The 26,047-nt window shown below is 53.6% G+C and carries 21 protein-coding genes; 17 read left to right on the plus strand and 4 right to left on the minus strand.

From position 1 onward, the window contains the following. The first annotated feature begins 9 nt into the window (after positions 1 to 9). The gene (locus PV433_RS09935; RefSeq protein ID WP_332071992.1) at positions 10 to 1,041 is read left to right on the plus strand and encodes a zinc-dependent alcohol dehydrogenase; all 1,032 of its coding nucleotides are present in this window, start codon (positions 10 to 12) and stop codon (positions 1,039 to 1,041) included. Between the two features lie 222 nt (positions 1,042 to 1,263). Here PV433_RS09935 and gerQ read toward each other — a convergent pair whose 3' ends face one another. Next, a complete protein-coding gene (gene gerQ, locus PV433_RS09940; RefSeq protein ID WP_442951497.1) occupies positions 1,264 to 1,764 on the minus strand; it encodes a spore coat protein GerQ in 501 nt (166 codons plus the stop codon). Positions 1,765 to 2,022: 258 nt separating this feature from the next. Here gerQ and cyoE point away from each other — a divergent pair, with 258 nt between their 5' ends. The 3 genes from cyoE to PV433_RS09955 all read left to right on the plus strand — a co-directional run bounded on the left by cyoE (position 2,023) and on the right by PV433_RS09955 (position 4,812). Further along, the gene (gene cyoE / locus PV433_RS09945; protein WP_332071993.1) at positions 2,023 to 2,970 is read left to right on the plus strand and encodes a heme o synthase; all 948 of its coding nucleotides are present in this window, start codon (positions 2,023 to 2,025) and stop codon (positions 2,968 to 2,970) included. Between the two features lie 290 nt (positions 2,971 to 3,260). Next, positions 3,261 to 3,866 carry an SCO family protein gene (locus tag PV433_RS09950; RefSeq protein ID WP_332071994.1) on the plus strand — a complete coding sequence of 202 codons (606 nt, stop codon included), beginning with the start codon at positions 3,261 to 3,263 and terminating at the stop codon, positions 3,864 to 3,866. Positions 3,867 to 3,888: 22 nt separating this feature from the next. Next, positions 3,889 to 4,812 carry an AEC family transporter gene (locus PV433_RS09955; protein ID WP_332071995.1) on the plus strand — a complete coding sequence of 308 codons (924 nt, stop codon included), beginning with the start codon at positions 3,889 to 3,891 and terminating at the stop codon, positions 4,810 to 4,812. A 172-nt stretch (positions 4,813 to 4,984) separates the two neighbouring features. On the opposite strand, the gene PV433_RS09960 is transcribed toward PV433_RS09955, so the two are convergent. The 3 genes from PV433_RS09960 to PV433_RS09970 all read right to left on the minus strand — a co-directional run bounded on the left by PV433_RS09960 (position 4,985) and on the right by PV433_RS09970 (position 7,001). After that, a complete protein-coding gene (locus PV433_RS09960) occupies positions 4,985 to 5,335 on the minus strand; it encodes a toprim domain-containing protein (RefSeq protein WP_332071996.1) in 351 nt (116 codons plus the stop codon). Between the two features lie 229 nt (positions 5,336 to 5,564). Further along, a complete protein-coding gene (locus PV433_RS09965; protein WP_332071997.1) occupies positions 5,565 to 5,669 on the minus strand; it encodes a YjcZ family sporulation protein in 105 nt (34 codons plus the stop codon). A gap of 141 nt (positions 5,670 to 5,810) precedes the next feature. Continuing rightward, positions 5,811 to 7,001 (minus strand): MFS transporter, encoded by a 1,191-nt coding sequence (locus PV433_RS09970; protein ID WP_332071998.1) that lies wholly within the window; start codon positions 6,999 to 7,001, stop codon positions 5,811 to 5,813. Positions 7,002 to 7,209: 208 nt separating this feature from the next. Here PV433_RS09970 and PV433_RS09975 point away from each other — a divergent pair, with 208 nt between their 5' ends. From PV433_RS09975 to PV433_RS10035, 13 genes are all read left to right on the plus strand, one after another. Further along, complete coding sequence (locus tag PV433_RS09975; RefSeq protein ID WP_332071999.1) at positions 7,210 to 7,641, plus strand: hypothetical protein; 432 nt, start codon at positions 7,210 to 7,212, stop codon at positions 7,639 to 7,641. Between the two features lie 44 nt (positions 7,642 to 7,685). Then, complete coding sequence (locus tag PV433_RS09980) at positions 7,686 to 8,840, plus strand: transglutaminase domain-containing protein (RefSeq protein WP_332072000.1); 1,155 nt, start codon at positions 7,686 to 7,688, stop codon at positions 8,838 to 8,840. A gap of 182 nt (positions 8,841 to 9,022) precedes the next feature. Further along, positions 9,023 to 9,736: an HAD-IA family hydrolase gene (locus PV433_RS09985; protein WP_332072001.1), complete on the plus strand. Its 714-nt coding sequence runs from the start codon at positions 9,023 to 9,025 to the stop codon at positions 9,734 to 9,736. 16 nt (positions 9,737 to 9,752) lie between these two features. Then, positions 9,753 to 11,768, plus strand: coding sequence for a peptidoglycan D,D-transpeptidase FtsI family protein (locus tag PV433_RS09990; RefSeq protein ID WP_332072002.1), 2,016 nt, complete (start codon positions 9,753 to 9,755; stop codon positions 11,766 to 11,768). A 202-nt stretch (positions 11,769 to 11,970) separates the two neighbouring features. After that, positions 11,971 to 13,965: a peptidoglycan D,D-transpeptidase FtsI family protein gene (locus tag PV433_RS09995; RefSeq protein WP_332072054.1), complete on the plus strand. Its 1,995-nt coding sequence runs from the start codon at positions 11,971 to 11,973 to the stop codon at positions 13,963 to 13,965. Between the two features lie 845 nt (positions 13,966 to 14,810). Then, positions 14,811 to 19,358 (plus strand): S-layer homology domain-containing protein, encoded by a 4,548-nt coding sequence (locus PV433_RS10000; protein ID WP_332072003.1) that lies wholly within the window; start codon positions 14,811 to 14,813, stop codon positions 19,356 to 19,358. Between the two features lie 127 nt (positions 19,359 to 19,485). Next, positions 19,486 to 19,980, plus strand: a complete 495-nt coding sequence (locus tag PV433_RS10005; protein ID WP_332072004.1) for a hypothetical protein — start codon at positions 19,486 to 19,488, stop codon at positions 19,978 to 19,980. A gap of 29 nt (positions 19,981 to 20,009) precedes the next feature. Next, positions 20,010 to 20,603, plus strand: coding sequence for a class I SAM-dependent methyltransferase (locus tag PV433_RS10010; protein ID WP_332072005.1), 594 nt, complete (start codon positions 20,010 to 20,012; stop codon positions 20,601 to 20,603). A gap of 168 nt (positions 20,604 to 20,771) precedes the next feature. Further along, complete coding sequence (locus PV433_RS10015; RefSeq protein ID WP_332072006.1) at positions 20,772 to 21,857, plus strand: Gfo/Idh/MocA family protein; 1,086 nt, start codon at positions 20,772 to 20,774, stop codon at positions 21,855 to 21,857. A 210-nt stretch (positions 21,858 to 22,067) separates the two neighbouring features. Beyond that, complete coding sequence (gene asnB / locus PV433_RS10020) at positions 22,068 to 23,954, plus strand: asparagine synthase (glutamine-hydrolyzing) (protein ID WP_332072007.1); 1,887 nt, start codon at positions 22,068 to 22,070, stop codon at positions 23,952 to 23,954. A 52-nt stretch (positions 23,955 to 24,006) separates the two neighbouring features. Further along, entirely contained in the window at positions 24,007 to 24,747 is a 741-nt protein-coding gene (locus PV433_RS10025; RefSeq protein ID WP_332072055.1) for a Cof-type HAD-IIB family hydrolase, read from the plus strand. Between the two features lie 36 nt (positions 24,748 to 24,783). Further along, positions 24,784 to 25,269, plus strand: a complete 486-nt coding sequence (locus PV433_RS10030) for a DUF456 domain-containing protein (protein ID WP_332072008.1) — start codon at positions 24,784 to 24,786, stop codon at positions 25,267 to 25,269. A 25-nt stretch (positions 25,270 to 25,294) separates the two neighbouring features. Further along, positions 25,295 to 26,020: a ThuA domain-containing protein gene (locus PV433_RS10035; RefSeq protein WP_332072009.1), complete on the plus strand. Its 726-nt coding sequence runs from the start codon at positions 25,295 to 25,297 to the stop codon at positions 26,018 to 26,020. Positions 26,021 to 26,047 lie beyond the last annotated feature (27 nt).

Consider the following 26,047-nt stretch of genomic DNA (forward strand, 5'->3'; position numbering starts at 1 on the left):
ACAGCAATCATGAGAATTATAACGACCCATAAGGGCGTCATTCGGACGCAAACGGCGCAGGCTCCTTTGTGCGCGGACGGTCACGTTGTTGTAGATACCGTCTACTCGGCGATCAGTCCGGGAACGGAAATTAGCGCGATTAACCGGAGCAGGGAAGTGGAAGATTCGATCGTGCTCGGCTACAGCGCGGCAGGGATCGTGAGAGAAGTCGGGGCGGGCGTAGAGCATGTGCGCCCCGGAGAGCGGGTTGCTTGCTACGGCGGTCCTTACGTCAGGCATGCCGAGCAAATCGTCGTTCCGAGAAATCTGGTCGTACCGGTGCCGGACCATGTTGACTTGCGGGACGCTTCGTTCGTGGCGCACGGAGCGATTGCGATTCACGCTTTACGCCAATCCGATCTGCGGTTCGGCGAGACGGCCGTCGTCGTCGGACTCGGCATCCTCGGACAACTGCTGTGCCAGCTCGCGAGCGCGGCCGGCTTCCGCGTTATCGGGTTCGATCTGATGGAGGAAAGGTGCGAGCAGCTGCGAGCCGGCGGAGCCGGCACCGCATGCGTGAACGGGACGGAACTGGCGGAAGCGATCCGCGACCGTTCGGATGGAGCCGGAGCGGACGCCGTGTTCATCTGTGCGGGCGGCAAGGCGGGGGGCTTGATCGATCAGGCGCTCGAGTGGCTGCGGGATCGGGGGAAGATCGTCATCGTGGGCGACGTCAAAACTGAGTTCAGCCGCAATAAGCTGTTCAGCAAGGAAGCCCAGGTGGTCATCTCCCGGGCGGGCGGTCCGGGCCGCTACGATGCCGTCTACGAGCGGGGCGGAGTCGATTACCCGATCGGTTATGTACGGTGGACGGAAGGACGCAACATGGGCGAATATATCCGGATGCTGTCGGAAGGGCGCGTTGCCGTCGGTTCGTTGATTACGTCGTGCGTGTCCGTAGACGATGCGGCCGGCGTGTACGAACAGTTGATGCTCGATCCCGGCAGCCAGCTCGGCGTCGTATTCAGCTACGATAAAGTGCCGGCATCGTCGGCCGTCTGACTGCAAGGTCCAATCAGTCGTCCTATATTAAGGAAGAAAAGCGATACGGTCCGAGGCCGGTTTCCCCCGATTCGTTCGGAAGGCCTCAAGGAGCGTATCGCTTTTTGGTATAGGAAATGTGGAGCGGCCCATGCCCGCATAGAACGGGGGGCCCTCCGGTTACAGCGAAAAAGCCGCTAAGTGGATCTGTACATCCGAAGGCATGCTTCCGTCTGGACGTGTTTACCGGAACGGATATGTGTAGTTGAGCTCTTCGTTAAACGTTACATAGTCCAGGTTGACCATCAACAGCAAGAAACGCATGCCTGTTTTCGGATCGCTAATGATGATATGATCGCGTCCGGCCGCTTCGATGACGCCGCGGAATATTTTGGCGTTCCACTCGCTGTTGTTCTCATACGTCATGTAAAACGTGCCTGTTTTGCCCAGATTGAGCCGGAGAATATTCTCAACGAACGATTCCTCGGCCGGCAGCATCGGAGTCGGACCTGGCATTCCGGGGATCGTGCCTCCTGTCGTAACCGGCGGCATCGGACTCGGTCCATAGGACGGGAAGCCCGTGCCGGGTTGCGGCATCATTCCGCTTCCGTATGAAGGCATGCCGGAGCCGGATTGCGGCATCATTCCGCTTCCGTACGAAGGCATGCCGGAGCCGGATTGCGGCATGGACGGGAAAGACATTTTCGGCGCGCCTGCGCCCGTTTGGTAAGGATTCATGTTCATCATGATCACATTCCTCCTTGAACGAATTCGTTCAATTTTTTTGTAATGCTTGAATCGCGATTTGGGGAATAATGTAACGAATCGGGTATGGGCTAAAACCTACTCTATAGTGTATGGGCGGATGCCAGAAAGGTGACATCAGAATCGACAAAATTATGAAAACCAAACTGCGTTTGTTGTCAAATCCGGCACGTGTTGCTATGATAAGGTGAGTACGGCGCCGAGGGCGCTGAAGGAATCGTTCAGGAGGCTTACATTGTGGACAAACAAAGCCGTATAGATTCGGCCACAGCAGTAGCCGCAGATACTGAAGAAGAGCAGTCGGCAGCCCGGATTCCGACTTGGAAAATTTTCGTCGAGCTCACCAAGCCCGGCATCCTGTTCTCGAATACGATTACGGTATTCGGCGGATATTGGGTCGCATTGGGCAGCTCGGGAGAATCTTTCCGTCTGTCGCTGCTTCTCTATGCGGTACTCGGAGCACTGCTCGTTATGGCTTCCGGCTGTGTGCTTAATAACTACTGGGATCGGGATCTGGATCAGAAGATGACCCGTACACGCAAGCGTGCGCTGCCGACGGGCATCATTTCCCCGAATATCGTATTAGGGTATGGCATACTTCTCGGAGCAGCCGGACTGGCGGTGCTGTATTTCGGCACCAATCCGCTTACAGCGCTGCTTGGAGCGGTCGGCCTGATCGTATACGTCTTTATTTATACGATGTGGCTGAAGCGGACATCGACGCTTAGCACGACGATCGGCGCGATCTCCGGATCGATGCCTCCCGTTATCGGGTATTGTGCGATTACGGGTGTTATGGATATGGGTGCATGGATTTTGTTCGGCATTTTGTTTTTCTGGCAGCCGCCGCACTTCTGGGCGCTGGGCATTCGCCGCAAGGAAGAATACCGGGCCGCGGGATTCCCGCTGCTGCCGGTCGTGCACGGCAACGAGCTGACCAAGATGCATATGCTTCGTTTTCTCGTTATGCTCGTACCCGTATCTTTGCTCTTGTACGCATACGGATACGTCGGTGAGATTTATTTGGTCGCGGCGATCGTGCTCGGTCTTGCCTGGACGTTTATCGGCCTGGCCGGATTCAAGACGAATGAAGACGACAATTGGGCGAAGAAGATGTTTGTATTCTCGATCAACTACTTGCCGATTTTGTTCATCGTGATGATCATCGATACGATCCACGCCTAAGCCCAAGCCCGGCCCGGTCGAATTGCAGATACGATCCGCTATTACGGCATACGGGGCGGATAACCGGAACAAGTCTTCATGGCTTGTTCTTTTTTTAGGAATGAAACGGTCTGGAACCGGCTGAGCGGCTGTAGCGGAATCACGTACCCGCTTTTTGGCGGCATAAGCTTGCCGGCGCTGACAAGTGAACTCCAAGCAGGGCGGTAATTTCGCATCAGTTACCAAGCAAACGGCAAAGCAAAGCATATTTCAACGATTCCTGTTTGGCAGGACAAAGGAGGGCCTTATTCATGGCATTTGTACAAAAACATTGGTTTAAGCTGCTCGTAATCGCAGTGATTGCGGCAGCGGGGGCGGGTTGGGCGTACAATTCCCAAAAAGGGGACAAGCTGCCGGTTATTAAGCAGGCGGCCGACTTTCAACTGGAACATACGAGCGGGCAAATGACCGGTTTAAAGGACGATGACGGCAAAGTGCGGCTTGTTTACTTTTTCTGGTCTTCGTGTCCGGACGTCTGCCAGCCGACCACCTATGAGCTGTCGAAGGTACAGCAGGAGCTGCAGAAGAGCAGCCTGCTCGGATCGGATGCGGTCATCTATTCGATCAGCTTCGATCCGGACAAAGATACGGTTGAGCAGTTGAAAACGTATTCGGCCCGATTCGAGGCGGACCCGAACGGCTGGAAGTTTTTGCGGGGAGATACGAAGAAGATCACCGACCTGGCCAAACAATACGGAGTCAGCGTATTGGCCGGCAAGGACGGAACGTTCGCGCATACGAACTCAGTCGCCCTGGTCGACCGGGCTGGCAATATCCGTAAATATTTCGTAGCGACAAACGGTGATTTGAGCTATCGGCTTGTAACCGAAGAAGTGAAGAAGCTGGCCAAAGAATAGCGGAGAGAAGGTACCGAAGGCCGTGTCATACTTCGTATATATTCTGCTGAACAACGTAGTGCCGCTGAGCTTGCTCATCGCACTCGGGGTTATTTTGCAGAAATCGTTTAAGCTCGACATCAAGACGTTGTCCAAGCTTAACTTTTATTTGTTTTCTCCGGCAATCATGTTCCAGATGCTGTACGAATCGCAGCTTTCCTTTAAAGTGATGTCACAGGTGCTGCTGTTCTTTTTCGTGTTTTTCTTCGCGTCATTCGGCCTGGTGGAGATTGTCATGCGGATTCGCGGCTACAAGGGCGGCATGCGCAGCGCGATGCGCAACAGCGTTATTTTCTATAACAGCGCGAATTATGCGATCCCGCTTAATCAGCTCGTATTCGTAGGCGATCCGTTCACGCTGTCCATCCAGATCATCATTATGATGATGCAGAGCCTGATTCCGAATACGTACGGAGTGTATGCGGTCAACGCCCATAGGCAGAAGCTGAAGGATACGCTGAAGACGATTTTGTCGATGCCGGTTATTTATGTGATTCCGATCGCGCTGATTATGCGCGGTTTTCACATTCCGGTGCCGCAGCCGCTGTATATCTCGATTGATTATATTGCCAAAGGATTTATCGCTACCGCCCTCACGACGCTGGGGGTGCAGCTGGGCAGCATGAAGTGGCAGTTGAAGCTGAAGGATGTGGCGATCTCGAATTTCCTGCGGCTCTGCGCCGGGCCGCTGCTCGGTTTCCTGATCGTCTGGGCGTTCGGATTCGAGGGCGATATGGCAAAAGCGCTGATCTTGTCGTGCGCAGTTCCGACCTCGCTCAGCAGCGTACTGCTTGCGGTGGAGTTCGACAACGAGCCGGAGTTTTCGTCCCAAGCCGTATTTTCTTCAACCGTCTTCAGTATTTTCACCGTGACGTTCGTCATTTATTTGCTGCAGTTTGTAGGTTGACCCAAGGCTACACAAGCCGATTTGATCTGTAACAGACCCATTCGTCCGTCAGGGCGGAGAGGGTCTGTTTTGAATAGTACAGAATGGTTCAAAAGCGGGGAGGGGAGAACCGGATAAGTGCGGTTTTGCAAATCAAAGCACTGTCCGGACGTTTTACCGGAAAGTTTTTTTCTTATGGCGCTGCTGGGGGATCCGGATAGCGGATATATTCGTCCAACCCGGCTTTCTCGAGCTGCTGGATAATGTACTCGTCAGGCGTGCCCTCGACGCCGGCATACCCTCTGCGAGTATAGATCTGCTCGGCATCGGGGAAGGCGTCGCGCAATAAGCCGCGTATTCGTTTGCCTGAGGAGTCGTTGTCTGTAAACAGGTATACGTCGCGCGTTCCGATCGTTTTTTTGATCCGCTCGAGTTTGTCGCTGCTTAGCGTGCCATTGGTGCATACGATCCGGATTTCGTCGGAAAGCAGTTTGCGCAAGCGGCTTTTGTCGTTTTTACCTTCTACGATGATCGCGACGGTCATTAGTCACCTCCGGTTTCGACGTTAGGAAAAGATGTCGTTTCCACCAGTATAGCCAATCCGTGATCCGACAAACAAGTCGGAGCAGGAGCGGATTTCCCGGGAAATGTCGAGGGATACCGGTAGGAGGTGATATTGGTTAATGGTGTTAAAGGTTATCGCCCGGTGCTGCGGTTCGCCTGAATAAATGAAAGCCGCCGCGATATCGCGACGGCTTCAGGGTTCGCAGCGGTCAGATCCAGCTGGAACAAAGGATGATTACCAGCAAAATATACAGTACCAGAATGATTCCCGTAGAGGTAAACACGCCGCCAACACCAGGGCCGCAATTAGACATCTATCATTCACTCCTTCTCGGTAACTAATGATTTGTCATTTGACAATACATCGTATTACCACGTCGGGCGAATCGCCTGTGCAAACACCCAGCCCGGATAAAATGGGCATCGGCCTTGGATGGTTATCGAAAGTTTGCGGTTCAATCCGCTACGGGAGGCGCATCCGGCGTAGAGCGGAATTTCCCCGGAGCGAGAAGGACCAGAGCGAGCATAAGGCCGATAAAGGCGATAAAATAGGGGGATACGGCGTGCCGGAACTGTCCCGCTGTGATCGGGCCGATAAAGGCGCCGATCGATGAGGAGATCGACAACAGGGAGAACACCCGGCCGTAACGGCTGGCGCTCGACAAACTGGCCAGCAGCGCGGCCGTCGCCGGGAAGATGACGCCTTTCGCCATGCCGATCATAAAAAGCGACACCGTCAGCGGCAGCGGCCATTCGACGGCAAGTCCGAAAAACGTTAAAGCCAGCGCGAACGAGCCCGCCGCCGCCCGGACGAAGGGTGAATACCGGTGAAGGAACATCAGGCTGAGCGTCAATAAAGCGCCCAGGCTGACCATTGAAAACAGCAGTCCGGACGTTAACAGCGATTGCTGGGAAGATTGCAGCAGCGGCAGCTCGAAAAACAGGATGCCTTGGGAGCAAGCCAGCGCGAGCGGCACTCCGTAGAACAGCCAGGGAATCCGTTTGGCCGAATCGGGCACGGGCGGCAGGGAGGCTTCCGGCGCCGGGAGCGCGCCATGGTGATGATGCACAGCGGAGCCGTCCGAGAGCACGGCAGCCGACTTCGGTTCGCGAATAAAAAACGCCGCTACGCCGCCGACAGCGATTAACGCCCAGCCGAGCACGGAAAATGCCGTCGTAAAGCCGACCTCTGCGACAAGAAAGGCGCCGGCGGCGGGCGAGACGACCGAGGCCAGCGTGTGCACCAGACCGTTGCCCGCCATCAGCTTCCCTTGGTGCGTTCTGGAGCGCCCCAGCTTGGCGAGCATCGCTAGACAGGCCGGGGACAGAAAGGCGAGGACGAACCCGCTGACCGAACGGATCGCCAGCAACTGCCACGGATCGGCGACATAAGACTGCACGAGCAGCAGCATTCCGGCACAGACCAGGCTGATGGCGATAAACCATTTGCTGCCGTACCGGTCCACCCAGTAACCGGCGAGCAGGTTGCCGGGGAGGTGGGTTAGTGAATACATGCCCATCATCCAGCCGATGAAAGTCGGAGCGGCTCCGAGCGATATGGCGAACGGTGTCAGGATCGGATACTGGGCATGGAGATCAAAAAAAGCGACGAACATGAACAGGTACAGCCATAAAGCGGTTTTCATCTCAATCCTCCTCTTCGCTTGTCTCTTATCCATAACTTGTACGTCTTAGGGCCGCCGGTTATGACTAAAGGGGGAAGATTAGGCGAAATCGGCCTGTCCGGGCTTGAATTTCGCGTTATGTTGCAGTTTGATTCAAGCTTGTTGTGTGATAATCTAAATATCGTATATACGGATCAGATTATCCCGTTTTCGAAAGGATGAACTTAGGATGGAGCAGCTTATTGCGTTTTTGCAGGATCGGTGGCTCGTTGTCGTTATTGCCCTGGTCGTACTGTTCGTCGTGATTAAAATTGTTAAAACGCTGATCAAATGGGTCATCGTGGCGGCGATCGTAGCCGGTCTGTTTTACTACGGCGTCACCTATACGGACGAGCTGAAAGATCTGGGGCAAAACGTCGCGACGGCCGCCAAAGAGGCGGTCGGGGAATTAAAGGAGAAGGCTGTCCAGGGGCTGGCCGGCAAGGACGCCACTTACAAGGATAACGGAGACGGCACGTATACGATTACATCAGGCAGCATCAAGCTTGAAGGCAAGACGGGAGCGGACAAAGTGAAAATCACGGTAGCCGGAGTGTCCGCCGAAGTTTCGCTCGACGAAACGTTGAAAAAAGTAATTGAAACAGCGAAGAAGAACGGTTAAACGGTTCCGTTTCCGTTCATGCTGGAACGGAGGGGGGATCGCAAATGAGCGGTATCGAATGGCTTCAGCCAACGTTTCCCGTTAACCTGGTTACGGTTGTCCTTATCATTATTGTACTTGTATCGGTTCTGCAAGGAGCGACACGCGGAGCCACCGGTTCCGCTCAGCGGTTTATGCAATTCGCGGCCGAAGGAGCGGCTACGGTCGTCAGCGTGATCGTGGCATGGAAGCTTGCAGCCGTGTTGTCGCCGGTTGTAGAAGAGTGGCTCAGGTCGAGGCAGATCGTTTATCCGAATGAAGAGCTCGGCCTGTTCCGCCAGATGTACTACACGTTCGTCACGGGAATTCGCGATTTCCCGCTGCTGCGGGTCGGCACGGTGTTCGTGCTTGCCTATACGGCGTGCAAAGCGATCCTGCTCCGGCTCTGGCTGTTCATCGCCTACGGTGCGGGGCTGATGGGCAAATCTCCCGCGGGCGGGGGCGGCCGGTCATGGATGAGCAGCGGAGTAGGCGGAGCGATCGGCACGTTAATCGGCTGCGGGCGGGCGCTGCTGGTTATCGCGTGCCTGTTCGTCTATACGGCGCTGTTTCCGGAGTCGCCCTTTACCCGTTACGTACAAGCCTCGACGTTATACGCCGAAGGAGCGGCCCGGGTAGTCGAGCCGGCGGGCGGGGAGTTGCTGGAGCAGCGGCTTCCGGTATTCGCCAAGGCGGTCGAGCAGGAATTCAGCCAAATTTTGCAGCGCAAATACGAGGTCATCGACGCCCGGATTCCAAGTGACATCGCCGAAGCGGCCAAGCAGATTACCGCGGGCAAGGATACCGACGAAGCGAAGGCGAGAGCGCTCTACCAGTGGGTGGGCACCCGGGTCCAGTACGACTACGACAAGGTTGAGCAGTACGAGCAGAAGCGGATCTGGAAGGAGCAGACGCCGGAGGATACGTTCGCAACGAAGCTGGGCGTATGTATCGATTATTCGCGGCTGTATGCGGTCATGGCCCGGGCGGTCGGACTGGACGTCAAGGTGGTGACCGGGCTCGGCTCCGACGGGCGGGGCGGCTACGGTCCGCATGCCTGGAACGAAGTGTTTCTTACCGAGAACAATGAATGGGTTCCGCTGGATTCGACGTGGGTGTCGAGCGGTGGCAACTGGTTCAATCCGCAGGGGTTCGATAAAACGCATATACGCGACGCTTGATGCAGAAGCCGGTGCCTGAGGGTGCCGGTTTTTTGTTTGGCGACTCGGGTTTTTATCCGAAAGGATTTGACAGAAATTTATCCCGTTCGAGGCTGTAACTCTTTGGCATTGAAGCTCCGGATTATGGTACACTATGGAGGAGATCAAGCCACTATTTCACCTTATTCGGCAAGGAGACCAGCATGACGACAACTCTTACCCTAAACGGCTTCAAGGCTGTTTTTTTTGATGTAGGCGACACGCTTATCACGATTCCCGGCGCGCAGGAAACGATGCACCGCTATTTGGCCGAGAGAGACTTTCACCGGGAGAAGGAACAGATCGGAGAACTGTTTGACGAAGCGTTCCGGACATTTTATTACGGGAAAGTATCGGACGGCACGGAGGTGTGCTCCCCGGAATCGGACCGGGCGTTCTGGGTCGGCATCTATACGCATATATTGAACCGGCTTGGAGCAACAAGCGAGCCGGGCGAGGAGGAGATCATTCACGGCTGGAGCCACGAGCTGTACGATCTGTTTACTTCCCCCGAGCAATACGAGCTGTTCGACGATGTGACGGAGACGATGGAACGTCTTCGCGCCTCGGGTTTCCGGCTGGGCATTATCTCGAATTTCGCTCCCACGCTTACTTCCATCCTGCGTCATAAAGGGATTTTGCACTATTTCGATCCGGTTATCGTGTCCACCGAGGTTGGGCTGGAGAAGCCGAATCCGGCTATTTTCCGTCTGGCTCTGGAGCAGTCCGGCCTCCTGCCCGAGGACGTACTGTACGTCGGGGACCACGACAAAAACGATATATGGGCGCCGAATCAAGTCGGCATCCGCGCGGTCAAGATCAAACGTTACGGCTACATGACCGGAGACGGAATCCTCTCGCTGCGCGAACTCGTGTAAGGAGTGAACGACCTCCATGGATATGGAAGATCCCGCCAAAAAAGAGCTGATCAAGCGCCGGCACTTTTCGCTCCGGCTGAATTTATTGTTTTTTTGTACGTTTTTGTTGTTCTCGATCTTGATCGTTCGGCTGGCGCTGCTTCAATTTGTGGAGGGGAAGCGGTATTCCGAGGAAGAGACGAACCGTACGATAACGTCTCATGCGATTCCGCCGATTCGCGGCAATATTTTTACAAGGGACAATTACCCGATCGCCATATCGGTATCGACGCAATCGCTGTATTACACGGTCGATTCCAGCAACCGCAATAAAGATGCGGTTATCGAGCTCGCCAGGCAGCTGGAGCAGGCGTTCGCGTTAAACGGGGACACGACGCTGAAGGCCGAAGAGATAATTAAGCTGATGGATGTCGGCTACGATTTGAACAAAAACAAAACGAAAGATGCAAGCTTTTACTCCATCCCCAGAAAAATTAAAGGCGATCTGTCACAGGAAGAGGTTGCGTTTTTCTCTTGGCATCGCGACGATTTTAAAGGGATTGACATCCAGGAGGAAAGCATTCGCCAGTATAATGATAAAATACGGATTGCTGTCCAGTTAACCGGGTATTTGAAGCAGTTTTCGGGGGCGCGCAATACGAACGGGCTGAAGTTTTATCAGGAGAAAGCGAAGTCGACCGATCCGACCGAGAAATATCTCGACAACGAATATGTCGGCTTTGACGGCATCGAATATATGTATCAGGAGGAGCTGCGCGGCAAAAACGGGGTGAAGACTTATCCGGTGAACGCCGAAGGGAAAATCGTCGGACCGGTCAAGCTGACTCGGCCGGAAAAAGGGCAAACCTTGTATTTGACGATCGACAAGGACGTTCAGTTGACCGCCCAAGACGCGATCGTCTCCCATATTAACTATATCAAAACTCCGGGCAGGGACCGCTACACCTACGCCCCTTATGCCACGACCGGTTACGCGGTGGCGATGGAGGTCGATACCGGCAACGTCGTCGCGATGGCCAGCATGCCCGATTACGATCCGAGCGTCTGGTACGGCGGGTTGACGGATGAAGAATGGAACAGCATTTTGCTGTACTACCGCAACGGGACGATCTCCGACGTGCCGGCCGACTGGCCGAATCCGAAGGACCGCGCGAAGCATCCTTCCTCGCTCGTATATCTGGGCTCCACGATCAAACCTTTAACCGTGCTGCTGGGCTTACAGGAGAAGCTGATCACCGCGGGCGAGATATACAACGACAGAGGATCAACCTCGTTCGGTAAAGACAAAACCACAATTAGCAACTCGGACGGAAGAGCCTGGGGGCCGCTGAATGCCGTGTCCGCCATCGCCCGTTCGTCGAATACGTACATGATCGATATGATTGGCCTTCGTTTGTACTCTCGCCCTGGCGGATTGGACGTCTGGGACAGCTATATGAAGCAGTTCGGTCTCGGCGTCTTGACTGGAAGCGGGCTGCTCGGGGAGACGGCCGGCGTGGCCGAGTACAAAAACGAAGCCCAGAAGGCGAGTTCCCAATCCGCACTTGCGCGTGCCGCTTGGGGACAGATGGGCAAGTACACGACGCTGCAGCTGGCCCAATTCACAGCGATGCTCGCCAACCGGGGGAAGCGGATGAAACCGCAATTTGTCGAAAAGTTCGAAACGTTTGACGGGCAGCCGGTCCGAAAGACGGAACCCGAAGTGCTGAATGAGGTTCAGTTTCCGAAAGAATACTGGGATACGATTCAGCGCGGAATGGAGCAGGTCAATAAGCAGGGCTTCGACGGGTTTCCGCACACGGTGGCCACCAAAACCGGAACGTCCACCCAAAGCGTCGCCGGCAAGGACGTCGATAACGCGGTGTTTATCGCTTATGCTCCAGCCGAGAAGCCCAAGCTGGCGATTGCGGTCGTCGTGCCGGAAGGCGGCTTCGGTTCCTATGGAGCGGCGCCGATCGCAAGGAAAATATTCGATGCCTACGACCGTTCCATCGGACTGACGGGAACGCCTAACCCGAATGCCGGCCAGTAGGCCGAAAATAACCGTAATCCGTAATCGCAATTCCCGATGCCGATGTGCGGGGATTGCTTTTTTTTTGGTTGGGGCCGCCGATCGAACCGAAGCGGCCTGTCATCCGTCCAATTCATATACAAGAAATCTGTCAAGGAGCTCTGCAACTACCGTGAATAGCGAAGATCTGGATAAGAAGCATTTGACGATACGCCGCCACTTTATGTTTCGCACTAACTTTTTTTTCTTTTGCATCTTTCTATTGTTTTCCGTCTTAATTTTCCGCTTAGCGCTGCTGCAGGTTGTGGAGGGCGAGAAATACGCGGAGGAGAAGGAGCGTCACACGAATACGCCTCATGCGATCCCGCCGATCCGCGGCAATATTTTTGACCGGAACAATTATCCGCTCGCCATATCGATATCGACGCAATCGCTGTATTATACGGTCGAGCCCGGTAATAAAAACCGCGAAGAAGTTGTGGCGCTGGCCAGGCAGCTGGCCGAAGCGTTCCAGCTGTACGGCTCCAAAACGGTCGTGCAGCCGACCGCCGAAGAAATCATCACGATGATGGATGTCGGATACGACCTTAACCTGAACAAAACGAAGGACCCGAGTTATTACTCCGTCCCGCGGAAAATCAAAGACGGGCTGACGGAGGAGGAGATCGCCTACTTCTCCTGGAACCGGGACAACTTCAAGGGCATCGACATTCAGGAGGAGAGCATCCGGCAATATAACGATAAGCGGATTGCGGTCCAATTGGTCGGGTATTTGAAGAAGTTTTCCGCGGCGCGCAATCCGACGAACGGGTTGAGTTTTTACCGGGAAAAGGCGAAGTCGACCGATCCGACGGAAAAGTATTTGGATAACGAGTATGTCGGGTTCGACGGGATCGAGCTGATGTACCAGGAGGAGCTGCGCGGCAAAAACGGGGTGAAAAGCTATCCGGTCGACGCGATGGGCAAAATCGTCGGACCGGTATCGCTGACGAAGCCGGATAAGGGGCATAACCTGTTTTTGACGATCGACAGTGAGGTCCAGCTCGCTACGCAGCAAGCGATCCAGGATCATTTGAAATACATTCGCAGTCCCGCGCGGGATTCGTGGACCTATGCGCCCAATGCGATTACCGGGTATGCGGTGGCGATGGAGGTCGATACGGGCAAGGTCGTCGCGATGGCGAGTTACCCGGATTATGATCCGAACCAGTGGTATGGGGGCATGAAGCCGGACTACTATGAAGCGAACCATTTTTTTGTACGGAACGGCACGATCAGCGAAGTGCGCCCGCCTTACGCGGACCAGAAAGAGCTGAACAAGCATCCGACCTCGCTCGTGTATCTGGGTTCGACGATTAAGCCGCTTACCGTATTGATGGGGCTGAATGAAGGACTCGTGACAGCGAATGAAATTTACGAGGATACCGGCGTGTTTTATTTCGGGAAAGACAATAAAGAACGGCTGACCAACTCCGACTCCAAGCGGTTCGGACCGATCACCGCGTACCAGGCGATTCAGCATTCCTCCAATACGTACATGGCGATGATCGGGAACCGTCTCTACTTCCGCCCGAATACCGATGCGGTCAAGGTGTGGGATACGTATATGGAGAAGTTCGGGCTGGGTGTCTCCACCGGCAGCGGGTTGCCGGGCGAGTCGGTCGGGTTGAAGGACTACCTGGACACCGCCAAAAAGTATAGCCCGCAAGCGGCGCTCGTCCGCGCCACCTGGGGGCAGCTCGGGAAATATACGACCTTGCAGCTGGCGCAGTTCACCTCAATGCTGGCCAACCGGGGGACCCGGTTGAAGCCGCAGTTTGTCGAGAAGATCACAACCTTTGACGATCAGACCGTTCAGGAGTTTCAGAAAGAAGTACTGAACCAGGAAACGTTCGCGAAGGAGCATTGGGATGTCATCCAGCGGGGGATGGAACTCGTCAAAGCCGAAGGCTTCAGCGACTTCCCGTACCGGGTGGCGATCAAAACCGGGACGTCGACCCAATCGGTCGGCGGCGACACCGTAGACAATGCGGTCTTTATCGCTTACGCGCCAGCCGACAAGCCGAAGCTGGCCGTCGCTGTCGTCGTCCCCGAAGGCCGCTTCGGCGGACGCGGCGCCGCCCCGATCGCGCGCAAAATGTTCGACGCCTACGACAGCGCCATCGGCTTGACCGGCGTGCCGGTAGGCGAGCCGAACGAAGCGGCGGCGGGACGGTAGGGGAGCTGCTTTGCAGTACTGGCGCGGCGTATGCAATGCGGAGCGCGGATAGTTTGTAAGTCGGAAACGCCTGTTATAGCAGGCGTTTTTTTGGTGTGCTGCGCGCTGCGCGGCTAGCTAAGCTAGATATAACCATCGGTGGAAGTCGCCAGAGTGTTCGCATGACAGGGGTGAGAACTTCCTATTTTTATATGAAGGACCTCAAATTCCACCGTAGAGTGGAGGCTGAGGTTCTTTTTGTTGATTGCGGAAAACCGGTTCCTCAATGGGCCCAAAAATAGTAGCAAGATAACTTTTGAGAGCGCCCCTTTGCTTTGGGGGGGGCTGGAGTGTTCGAGTCGGCGGTCTGGTCTGACCGGGTGAGGGAGGGACGGCGAGTTTGGCGCTGGTTGTTAACGGAAGAAACAGTTCCGCTATTCGTCTAACGGAGCGATGAAACGGTGGTTACCGGAAGTTTTACTGCCGTTATTCACGTAAAATGAGACTTTGGCGGAGGATTTTCCGGCAATAGCGGAAATAATGCTTCCGGTATCTTGCTCTGGGAACGGGTGCGGCTGGATTAGAGGAAGTGGGACTTCCGGATGGAAAGAAGGGACGGAAGGAACTGCGGGATGTAGAAGCCGTAGGTAGGTCAAGGGAACGATGTTGGTCGGTTTTTATCCAATATTTGATACTTTTTTCTTAGGAACAGATATTAATCTACTAAATTCGACATTATTTGCGAAAAGCATGAGTTATACTAATTGAGGTAAATATATCCATAAATAAAGATAGGAGGACATAGTGTAAGTGCTATCAATTTAAATACACTTTATGCCATTACCTGAGAAAGTTTGGAGGATAACATGAGAACACATTCGTACTTTGAACGATCCGTTAAGCGAAAATGCTCTGTGCTGCTTGTTATTTGCTATCTATTGTCTGTTTTTACAGTCCCACTGTGGAGCACGGCTGTATATGCCGACGGTTCCACGGGCGGATCGTCAAATGGAGCAAGCCTTGATTTTCAGGATGAAATTACGGGCTGGCTTCCCAGCGAGGACGGGAAATATATATATGCGATCTCCAAGCCGAATAACCAGTTCTACTCCATCGACACGACTGTTTTATCCGTAGTGTACTCATTTGATATCGGCTTGGCGCCGAGCGATATAAGTTACGATAATGGAAAAGTATACGTGGCTCTGGAGGGCTCGAACAAAATCGCAGCTGTCGATACGAACGCCGGAACGGTTACCGGAGCGGTATACGAATATAATCTGTCCCACTCTCCGGCTGCATTAGAAACCGTGAACGGCAAAATCTATTATGCGAGTCCGGACACGCCGGAGCTGCGAGTTGTCGACATGGTAACCGCTCATGACGAGGCATTTGCGATCAGTGGATGGACGGGGCCTGCTGTTGACCTGGCTTTAGATAAGACCGGTAAGACGCTTTACCTTGGGACGTCGCGTGATATAACGAAGGTGGACTTAGAAAGAAGTGAAACTACTGCTACTGGGACTTGGAACCTCGGTAGTTCAAATTCGAAACTGATTATTGATGATCTTTTGGTTTATTTCGGACAACTTAAATTTGCCGAATCCGATCTTCTTCTGTATGGCGGTTTTGATAGTAACGTTATTCACGCGAATTCGGAACATGTATTTACTAACAACCTAATCTATAACACCTTTAGCGGAAAGATAGCAGCGGTATTACCTTCAAGAGCGGGACAAGTTTGCATCATTCAAGGGAGCGTATTCATTTATTACACGGATGAGCAAAAATTGATAAAATACACATCTGTTGATCTTCTATTGCAGGAAGTAGTAGCCGACCAAGTTCCGCAACATCCAGTACCGAACTTGAAATTTTACGATGTTGACAGCCGGGAAGGATTTATCTCGGGGTCGGTAAGCTGGGTATTTCCTGAAGATATTTATTATGTAACTAATTACGTCATTTATTATACGGATGATCAAGGTGTAAAAATCGGCAAGGCGCTGGCTGAACTAGACAAGTACACGGCGATGTATAATATTATCAATCGTACTGTTATTCCCGATGGAGCTACGAGAATCGCGGTATATACTAAAAATGCATTAGGTGAAAGCGCAGTTGCGGCGAGTGTACCGATTAACGATAGTGCGCTTTCCAGTCAACTTTATATTATGGGTATATCACTCACTGACACAAATCCAATGAGAGGGAAAACAGACTTTGTATTGTCTTGGCATGAGAATGAACCGAACCCTGCACACTCGGTTATGGAGCTTTATCCCGCAGATATACACGGAATTGTAATTGGCAACAAAATTGCAGATGTACCGCTCAATAAGTCGATGGAAGTGCAAAAATATTCATTAGGTGAACTGCCAGAAGGTGCCGCGCTTCTTCAAATTAAATATAAGAGGAAGAACGGCACATATGACGAAGATGTGTCTTGGGGCAAGCCGAGATACCTTCTTGTCGCTGATAACATCCTATCAGAGAATGTGTCTGATCAGATTGGAGGAAGTGGAACACCAGAGCGTATCCCCCTCAATGGACCAATTACTTTTGTGGATGAAGATTTGGATTCGTCCGAAATCGGGGGAAGGCTTCAATGGTTTGAACTTTGGGTAAATAGTAACGCCTCCAAATATGTCGTGTACTTTGTTAATGGAAATGATGAACGTATCAAACCGATTCTCGAAGTAAATCGAATATATCCGGGAGGACTTACTGACTTCACAGCCAGCATCAACTACGATACACCGGTGCCTGATGGAGCCATTAAGTTGGGGATATTTGCTAAAAACGATCAAGGGGAAAGCGCGACCGGGGAAGTCAAGCCGTTGTGGGATTCTCCTTTCGCAAAAGCAGATCGAATCTGGTTTACCGATACGAATCCGACAGGGGGGCTTATATCTCCAAAGCTTTCTTGGGTCCCGAGTTACGATGAAACGTCCATAGCCGGTTATGAAGTGTTGTTTCTCGATATGAATATGGAGAAGATCGAATCCACTAAGAAGTTCTATAAAAGCAAAGAAAATAAGTACTTCTATGAGATGGCAATCCCGTATGGGGACATTCCGCCGTCAACAAGATATATGACTATAGTATCTGTAAATTTATTTGAAGAGCAATCATGGATCGACATGAACGGTAATTTTATGGCTCCTATTTCGGATAATAATTCAGCTGATTCGATACGGAGCAACGACACCAACCGTAATATAACTACACCATATGTTACCTTTCTTGATTTAGACGGCGATCTTGGAGAAATCGGAGGACGTCTATACGTTAGTCCGGGAACAAATAATAATTCGCATAATGCTTACTTTTTAGATGAGAGCTACAATAAGATACAGAGTATAGTGACCGCAAAGTCGTTTGGACAGTATTATATGCCGGTCGCCCATATACCGATGAATACCCGAATTCCCGCAAATGCAAAGTATATTGGGGTTTATACATGGGACGGTACTCATGAAAGCGAGCCATACACAATGCCTATAACGGGTACGGATCGAACTTACTCAGCCATGCTGACCGATTCACAAATAACGGTAATCAACAATCCGCAAGGAACCGAGGATACGATAACGATTACAGGACTTGTTCCAGGCAACGAGATTAAAGTATATCGCGACAGAACCGTTCCCTATCCGATAGCTTCGGTCATAGCTTTCCAGAATGCAGTAACGATTCCTGTAAAACAGCTCGGAGTCACTGAAGGGTCTATTTTCTTTACGGTGAGTAACCAGTTGTATGTCGAAAGCGACCGATTGGAGAAAACGTACGCCGCCGAGCCGGTTAACCCGATCAGAACTCCGGCCCTGACGGCCGATCAAATCTCGGTGGTCAACAACCGGGTGGGTACGGATGACAAAGTAACAGTGACCCAGGTTGTATACGGAGATGTAGTGAAGGTGTACCGAGACGCAACTATCTCCGAACCGCTAGTTTCCCAGTCAGCAGTGGGGACATCCGCCGAGTTAAGCATTACTCAGCTCGGAACCGGTACCGGCAGCGTATTCGTTACGGTCACAAGAGCGGGGCACCTCGAAAGCCTGCGCACCGAGAAAGCATACGCGGCCGAGCAAAGCGGCAGCGGTCCTGGAGGCGGTGGCCCCGGCGGTCCGATGGGCAGTCCGTCATCTGCTGACAATAGTAAAGTAGATAAAGGAAGCTACACGCCGCAAACGAAAACCGAAACCTTTGGCGGTAAAGCGTATACGGTCGCCGAGTTGGACGGAGCGAAGCTTGCGGAGGTGTTCAAGCAAGCCCAAAGCAGCAATTCGAACAAGGCGGTTATCGACTTGAAAGAGTCTGCCGATGCGAAGGTAATTGTACCTGTCGAAGCACTGGCGAACGCCGCAAACGGCTCGGAAAACGCCGTTTTATCGATTGCCTACAAAAATGTGAGCTATGATTTGCCGGTTCAATTGTTTGACGTACAAGCTCTAGCCAAGCAGTTGGGCGTCGACCCGAAAGACGTCCGCTTGACGATTACCGTCGAGAATGTGGGTGAACCTTTGGCTACAGATCTGGAGACAAAAGCGAAGCAAGCGGGGCTAACGCTCCTTACGCCTCCCGTGGAGTTCTCCATTGCCATCTCAACGAAAGACGGCAGCAAACAGCAGACTATCGACGATTTTGGCAGTACATTCGTGTCGCGGACCTTCACATTAGGGCAGCCGGTGAACGGTTCTGAAGCGACCGCGGTTCGGATCGATCCGGTGACGAATGAGCTTCACTTTGTTCCGGCGGTATTTACAGTGGCCAACGGGCAAACCGAGGTGCGGATGATGCGGCAGGGCAACAGCCTGTACTCCGTCGTACAAACGCCTAAGATGACGTTTGCCGATCTGGAAGGACACTGGGCTCAAGCGGATATCGAGTTGCTCGCTTCCAAGCTGATCGTCAAAGGTGCGGCAGCGGACCAGTATATACCGGATCAGCAGATTACACGTGCGGAATTCGCAGCTCTGCTCGTACGTTCGCTGGGAATCGCACAACCGTTACGCGGGGAGACGACATTCGAGGACGTTCAGCGGAGTGATTGGTTCTCGGGAGCCGTAACGGCAGCCGTTGATAAAGGACTGGTGACGGGGGTAGAAAATAACCGATTCGCCCCCAACGAGCCGGTTACGCGCGAACAGATGGCCCTCATGATCTCCCGTGCCTTGAAGATGACGGGACAACCGGAAGGCGTCAGCGCTAACACCGATCCGTTATCGGCCTTTGCGGACCGCGAGGCGGTATCCATATGGGCACAAGCGGCTGTCACCGACGTGCTTCGTGCGGGTCTCATGAACGGAGTAGGCGAAGATACATTCGCACCGGCCGATTCTGCATCGCGGGCTCAGGTGGCGGTCATTGTCAAACGGATGCTGCAGTATGTCGGATTTATGAATAAGTAGGTTGAAGTAAGGAGCTGTCTCTTCCGTCCGTTTGGATAGGAGGGCAGCTTTTTTCATACCTGCACTTCAATTAATATTAAGATAACTTTGTTGAAGGCTAATTCCCTCGGGATTCAGGGTGTTTAAAATGAAAATAGTATACGGTACTAAAGAGGAAAAAGAATACGCATTACATTGGTTTACTAATCCTAACGAAGCTTTTGTATACTTAGGGGATGAAGTGTATGATTTTTCTAACCAGCATTTAGATCATTTTTTACCAATTAATGAGATTTTAGTAGTTGATAGTGAATTTGAAGAGATGGGAATTCACCTTAAATATTACAGCCGAAAATTTGGAATATTAGTTGATTTTCCGTGGTGGGACCATGCGGACAAAAACATTCGGCAATATAACGAGGAAAATATTCCTTTGGGGACTTTAGAGAATCTTTATATTGATTTTGAAGAAAGTTGGCAGTTTGTGTCCTTCACAAAGGAAAATTACATTTATATATTAGTTGGATCGGCCCCATCCTTTACAAGAGTATTCCATACTGCATTAAAAGTGGAGCGCCAGGAATATATTGCGCAATGGTTGAAGCTGATAGGATTTTCCAAAACAATTGGAGATAAACAATAAGCATTAAACCACCAGAAAGCCGTGATCCCATGAACCCACTATTCAACCGGTACTACGACACCATCATGAAGCCGCTGGAAACGAAAAGCTTCCGCCCCATACGTGAAGCGTTGCTTGCCCAAGCCCGGGGAACGGTGCTGGAGATCGGTTCCGGCACGGGCGTCAACTTCCCCCTCTACCGGAGCCCCGACAAAGTCGTCGCGATCGAGCCGGATTCGGCGATGCTGACCCGGTCGCTGCAACGCGCCGAGCATGCGGCCGTGCCGATCGAGGTCGTACAAGCCGGAGCCGAGCAACTGCCATTTGAATCGAATCGGTTCGATTCGGTCGTATGTACGCTGGTGCTGTGCACAATCCCCGATCCGCAGGGGGCGCTCGCAGAAATCCGCAGAGTTTGCAAGCCGGGAGGTACCCTGCTGCTGTTCGAGCACGTACTGCTTGAGCATCCGATATGGAGCGCGGCCCAGCGCGGACTAACGCCGATGTGGAAAAAGCTGTGCGGAGGCTGCCACCTGAATCGCAACTCGCTCGCTTTTGTTCAACAGGCGGGTTTTCAAATCACGCACCTGGAGTGGAAGTACAAGAAGCTTTTTTTAGTTGCCGAAGCCCGGAACGAGAAATAACCGCGGCTGTTGCGGGCCGAAAGTTCGGTGCAATAGTTCGCATACCGTAATAAAGAACGCATATTCGCCAAGCCTCGCCTGTCCTGGGACCTACGCCTCCCGCCGAACGATTAAATTTTGTCTTGTCATCGATGGTGCAACCGTTGATAATGGAAGGCGAGGAAAACTATGGACAAGGGGAAGGTGCTCGTTTTGTCGAAATTGCGGATAGGTGTGGTAGGGGTAGGCAATATTTTTAAACATGCGCATTTGCCGTCATGGCTCTCTCATCCCGATGCGGAAATCGTCGCCGTCTGCGACGCGAATCAGGAAGCGGCTCAGAAGCTTGCCGACGAGCATGGAATTGCCAAAGTATATTCCGATTACAACGATTTGATCGCCAGCGACGAAGTCGATGTCGTCAACGTCTGTACGCCGAACTTGTACCATTCGGTCGTGTCGGTGGCAGCGCTTCAAGCGGGCAAGCACGTGTTCTGCGAAAAGCCGGATGCGATCAATCCGGATGAAGCGGTCAAGATGGCGGAAGCGGCCAAAACGAGCGGGAAAGTGCTCATGGTCATGCGCAACAACCGTTTCCGCCCGGTGTCGGATTTCTTGCGTACGTATGTGGAGAAAGGGCATATGGGCGAGATCTATACGGGCCGCTGCGGATGGGTGCGCCGTAGAGGCATTCCCGGCAAAGGCGGCTGGTTCACGACGAAGGAACTGTCCGGCGGCGGTCCGCTGATCGATCTCGGCGTTCATATGATCGACCTGGCCATCTGGATTATGGGCAATCCGAAACCGGTTGCAGTCAGCGGCTCGGTGTATACGAAGTTTGCGGGCAACGATCTGAACGATTCCGAGCACGGCGCCTTCGGCGAGAAAAAGGCGGGCGGTACGTTTGACGTCGAGGATTTGGCTACCGGGTTTATCCGCTTCGACAACGGGGCTACGCTGCAGCTCGAATGCAGCTGGGCGTCCAATGTCGAGAACGAGGGACGTTTTATCGAGCTTCGCGGCACGAAGTCGGGCTTTAGCCTGTTTAACGACGACCTGAAGCTGTTCACGGAGATCGAGGGCACGCTGTGCAACGTCATTCCGCAGCTGCCAAAAGATTCGGGCGGCCATAAATCGAACATTCACCATTTTATCGATGTCGTGCAAGGGAAAGCCGAGCCTATTTTCGTGCCGGAGCAGGGCGTGGATATGATTAAAATTTTGTGCGCGATCTACGAATCGGCCAAGCTCGGCCGCGAAATCCGCCTGGACTAAAACTTGCTCTGAAGCAAGTCTATCTTTTTACGAAAACCGCCTAAGGTATGGTATACTCTATAGTTGTTGTGGAAAACGCTTGTCCGGTCAAGCCGACGGGAGGAGCGAGTCTGCAAAACGAGAAAGCGGGCAAAGCTGGAGAGGAGTAGCGCCTCCGGCCTAAGCTGCGTTCCGCTGGCTTGAATCGCGATAGAGAAAGGATTGTACCTAATGTGCGGCATAACCGGCATGATGTACTTCGATCATAGAGAAATAAAAGCTTCTTCCTTGCAGGCGATGATGGACGTCATCCACCATCGGGGACCCGACGATATGGGAACCTGGACCGACCCGGGCATCGGGCTCGGCTTCCGGCGGCTGTCGATCATCGACCTGAAGGAGGGGCACCAGCCGCTTTGCAATGAGGACGAGTCCGTATGGATCGTATTTAACGGCGAGATTTACAATTACCAGCCGCTGCGGGAGCAGCTTCTCGCCCGCGGGCATAGCTTTCGGACGCAGACCGACACGGAAGTGATCGTCCATCTGTACGAGGAGTACGGCGAAGATTGCGTCCAGCACCTGCGCGGCATGTTCGGTTTCGTCATCTGGGACCGCAGGCGCAAGAAGCTGTTCGGCGCACGGGATCATTTCGGAATCAAGCCGTTTTATTACATCCATGACGGCAAAAGGTTTCTGTTCGCGTCGGAGATCAAAAGTCTGCTCGAAGCGGAAGGCGTCAATCGCCGTCTCCGGGACGAAAGCCTGCTGCAATATTTGACGTTTCAGTACGTGCCTGAGCCGAATACGATGTTTGAAGGCATCTTGAAGCTGCCTCCTGCGCATACGGTGACGGTGATGTCTGACGGGCGGATGGAGATTAAGCGGTACTGGGACCCGATGTTCGCGCCGGTCGAGCGGCCGTTTGACGAGATGGTCGAAGAGCTGCGGGCCCGGCTGAAAGATTCGGTCATCCATCATATGCACAGCGATGTGGAACGGGGCTGCTTCTTGTCCAGCGGCATTGACTCGACGGCCATCGCGACGCATATGCGGGCGATCGAACCGATTCGTACGTTTTCCGTAGGATTCGAAGGACCGAACAACGAGACGGTGATCGCCAAAGAAACGGCAGCGGCGCTCGGAACCCGTCACCATGCGAAAATTATTACGGAACGGGACTTCTTCGACTCCGTACCGAGAGCGGTTTGGCATCAGGATGAGCCGGTTGCCGATCCTTCGGCGATCGCGCTGTACCATGTGGCGCAGCTGGCCCGTGAGCATGTGACCGTCGTCCTGTCGGGCGAAGGCGCCGACGAGCTGTTCGGCGGCTACCGGATCTACCGCGAGCCGCTCTCGCTTCGTCCGCTGGCCTGGCTGCCGCTGCCGCTTAAGCGGATGCTGCATGCCACAGCCCGGCTGCTGCCGAGCGGACTGACCGGGCGCAACTATTTGCTGCGCGCCACGACCCCGCTGGAGGAGCGGTTTCTCGGCAACGCCAAGCTGTACAGTGAAGAAGCGAAGGCGAGGCTCGTCCGGTATGACCGGAGCCTGCTCAATTCGTACCGGAATCCTTGGCAGGTCGCCGGCCAATACTACGACAAGACGAAACATCTCGATCCGGTCTCCCGGATGCAATATATCGATATGAATCTGTGGATGCCCGGCGATATTTTGATGAAAGCCGACAAAATGACGATGGCGCATTCGCTGGAGCTGCGGGTTCCGTTTCTCGACAAGGAGCTGTTCGAGTTCGCGCGGACGGTTCCGCAATCGTACCGGCTCGGCGGGGGAACGACGAAGTACATATTCCGCAAAGCGATGGAGGGGATTATCCCCGACTTCATCCTGAACCGTCCGAAGCTCGGTTTTCCGGTGCCGCTCCGCGACTGGCTGAAAGGCGCCCGCGGCTCGGAGCTGCTGGAGAGCATCCGCGGCTCGGGCATCGATCACGTGCTCCAGATATCCGAAGTGGAGCGGATGATGAAGCTTCACCAGAGCGGTCAAGGGGATTACGCCCGGCTGCTGTGGGCCGTTTACATTTTCGGCATGTGGCACTCGACATATTTGCAGGAAGGGACGAACTTCGGCCGCGAAAGAAGCGCAACGGTTTCGTAACCGGCCCGATCGCTATCGTTATAGAACAGAGGGAGTGGACGTACAGATGGGTATCGGTCGTTACAAATTGCTTGCGCTCGACATGGACGGCACGCTGCTGAACAGCCAGCACGAGGTGTCGGACGAGAATCGCGAATGGATGTTCAAGGCGCTTGAGGAAGGCGTTATGGTTATGCTGTCTACGGGCCGCGGCGTTCAGAACGTGTATCCGTATTGCGACAAACTGAACCTGAACAGTCCGATCGTAGCCGTCAACGGCAGCGAAGTGTGGAAAGCGCCGCGGGAGTTGTTGAAGCGTACGCTGATGGACGTCGATCAGATCCGGGCGATGCACGCGTTGGCTCAGCGGTACGACAGCTGGTATTGGGCATACGCGGTGGAAGGGCTGTTCAACAAGGAAACGTGGACCGGGGAAAGCCTCGATTCGCTGCAGTGGCTGAAATTCGGCTTTTTTACCGAAAACGACGACAGCCGGGCACGCATCCTCGAATGGCTGCACGAGCAGGGGATCTACGAGATTACGAATTCGCATCCGCACAATCTGGAGATCAATCCGATCGGGGTCAGCAAGGCGAGCGGGCTTCGTCAAGTATGCGAGATGCTCGGTATCGACATGTCCGAAGTGGTGGCGATGGGCGACAGTATGAACGACATGTCCATGATCCGTGAAGCGGGACTGGGCGTAGCGATGGGCAACGCCCAGGACGCGCTCAAAGCCGCCGCCAAGCTCGTTACGGTAACCAACAACGAGCACGCCGTAGCCAAAATCATTAAAGAGCACGTGCTCGTCTAATCTGGAGCGTTTACGGTAACGGGAGGCCTTGGATTCGTGGATATTTTGGGCTGGGTTTTGGTCGTTGTGCTGTTCGTTGTCGGGATGGCCGGAGCGATATTTCCGATATTGCCCGGCGTGCTTGCGGTATATGCGGCATTTTTCGTCTACGGCTTGTTTTTCGGCTTCACAGAATTCGGAGTATGGTTTTGGCTGCTGCAAACGTCCGTCGTCATCGCGATCCTGGTCGCGGATTATGTCGTAAGCGCCTGGGGAGTCAAGAAGTTCGGCGGAACCCGGGCGTCGGTGATCGGGAGCACGATCGGCATTATTGTCGGTCCGTTCGTCATACCAGGTATCGGCTTGCTCGCAGGCCCGTTTATCGGGGCATGGATCGGCGAACTGCTGACCGGGGCTGATATGAAGCAGGCGACGAAGGCCGGACTCGGCGCATTAGTCGGTTTTCTTTCAAGCACGATCGTTAAGCTGATTTTGCAGACGCTCATGATTGTGCTGTTTATTATATGGATCATAACCAATTAGAAGGATAACGGGGAGCTGAGTGAACATGATTCGAGTCACGATCTGGAATGAGTACGAGCACGAGAAAGTAAACGAGAAAATTGCCGGCATTTATCCGAAAGGCATCCACGGCGCCATCGCCGACGGAATCGCTGCGGAAGGCTTGCAAATCCGTACGGCGACGCTGGAAGAGCCGGAGCATGGGCTGACCGAAGAAGTGCTGAACGAAACCGACGTCCTCATCTGGTGGGGCCACCGCGCACACGGCAAAGTGTCCGACGAGATCGTCAACCGTGTACATAGCCGCGTCCTGCAAGGCATGGGCATTATCGTGCTTCACTCCGGCCACTTCTCGAAAATTTTCAAGAAGCTGATGGGCACGAGCTGCGACCTGAAATGGCGCGAGCAGGGCGACAAGGAGCGGATCTGGGTCGTCGATCCGGCGCATCCGATCGCGGAAGGGCTCGGCCAATATTTCGAGATCGAGCATGAGGAAATGTACGGCGAGCATTTTGACATCCCGGCGCCGGACGAGCTGGTCTTCATCAGCTGGTTCGAGGGCGGAGAAGTGTTCCGCAGCGGCTGCACGTACCACCGGGGCAACGGCAAAGTTTTTTACTTCCGCCCGGGCCACGAGACGTACCCGACCTATTACAACAAAGACGTCCTGAAAGTCATCTCCAATGCGGTGAATTGGGCCGCTCCGAGACACGGAGTTCGCCAGACGTACGGCAATGCCAAACCGCTTGAGCCGATCAAAGGCGCTCAGTAAGATCAAACACCCCGCCTGTTCCGGCTG

Source organism: Paenibacillus sp. GYB004, assembly GCF_036577605.1.
Taxonomy (GTDB): domain Bacteria; phylum Bacillota; class Bacilli; order Paenibacillales; family NBRC-103111; genus Paenibacillus_AB; species Paenibacillus_AB oceani.